This window comes from Acidithiobacillus concretivorus (assembly GCF_018853445.1).
Lineage (GTDB): Bacteria > Pseudomonadota > Gammaproteobacteria > Acidithiobacillales > Acidithiobacillaceae > Acidithiobacillus > Acidithiobacillus concretivorus.
Window position 1 is genome coordinate 1 of record NZ_JABELD010000126.1, and the last position, 1,341, is coordinate 1,341.

The window sequence follows — 1,341 nt, forward strand, 5'->3', positions numbered from 1 at the left end:
CCAGGAAGTTTTGCGGATGAATGCCCTTGCGGTCTGGGGCATAATCAAAGACCACGATGGGATGTGGGGCATCTGCCTGACTGCGATACACCCAGAGATAGGCTTTGTCCGTTTTACCACTACCAGGATTCAGTACCGGTAAGGGCGTTTCATCGGCGTGCAGAATTATCCCCTCCAGCAGAGCCATTTTGCAGGCTTCAGCAATAATGCTGATCCAGTACTCTCCCCGACCCAGCCAGCTGCAGAGGGTGGCGCGGGAAATCGGCACACCCGCCCGCAGGTACTGAGTTTCCTGCCGATACAAAGGCAGGTGATCCACATGTTTTGCTGTCATCACGTGGGCTACCGTGCGGCCCGTGGGCAAGCCCTTGTCGATGACTTGTGCGGGCAATGCTGGGCTTTTGATAGTACCGCAAGGGCGACAGGCCAGTTTGGGGCGGATATGGCGAATCACCTGGAAGTGACCGGGGATATAATCCAGCTTTTCGCTGATTTCTTCGCCGACGGTTTCGAGTGGGCCCCCGCATTGCGCGCAGGTGCAGGTCTTGGGATCGTGATGCACTTCCACCCGGGGCAGATGGGCCGGGATAGCCATACGGCCCGGATGGCGACGTGCCGGACGGGCGGGAACCACGGTCACCGCGTCGTTTTTTTCTCCGTCTGGACCGGCAGCAGCTACGGCTGCGCTCTCTTCCAGAACGGTTTCGAGGAGACTTTCCATCGCGGCGATTTCGGTATCCAACGCTTCTTCCCAGAGACTGATCTGGTCGGGAGAGAGTTTTTCCGAACGACGCCCGAATCGCCAGCGCTGCAGCTTGGCAATGGTGCTTTCCAGGCGGGCAATGGTTTCATCGCGCAGGGCGATGTGTTGATCTTTCTGGGCAAGGGCGGCATCGCGCTGGGCAATAGCCTGTTCCTGCTGGGCGATATGCCGAGCGCGTTCTGCCCATTCCGCTTCTTTTTCTTCCTGCTTCTGCAGCAGGCTCAGCACCAGATCGCGCAAAGCTTCCGGGCTGGTGGGAAGGGGCATGGGAGGCGTTGAAATCATGGAAAAATAGTACCAGAAATGGCGTCTTTATACAAGCAATTCCAGTCAGTTACAGCAGTGTAGGCGTGCATTTTTCCAGGCTCGGCAACGGCGTCCATGGGCGCCCCTCCACCAGCATTGCCCACTGTGCGGCCGATAGCTCTACGGCACCCGTATCGGCTCTGGGCCAATGCAGTCGCCCCTGATCCAGGCGGCGATACAACAGCCAGAAACCGAGGCCATCCCACAGCAACAATTTCAGGCGATCTCCCCGGCGGTTGCGAAAGACAAAAGCATGACCGCAAAAAGGATCG

At 58.2% G+C, this 1,341-nt stretch carries 2 protein-coding genes; both read right to left on the reverse strand.

Annotation, left to right across the window (positions count from 1 at the left end):
- Nucleotides 1-1,048 (reverse strand): IS66 family transposase (gene tnpC / locus HJG40_RS13385; RefSeq protein WP_215864659.1); only part of this gene is annotated, 1,048 nt, incomplete at its 3' end.
- A gap of 49 nt (nt 1,049-1,097) precedes the next feature.
- Nucleotides 1,098-1,341 (reverse strand): IS66 family insertion sequence element accessory protein TnpB (gene tnpB / locus HJG40_RS13390; RefSeq protein WP_215864660.1); only part of this gene is annotated, 244 nt, incomplete at its 5' end.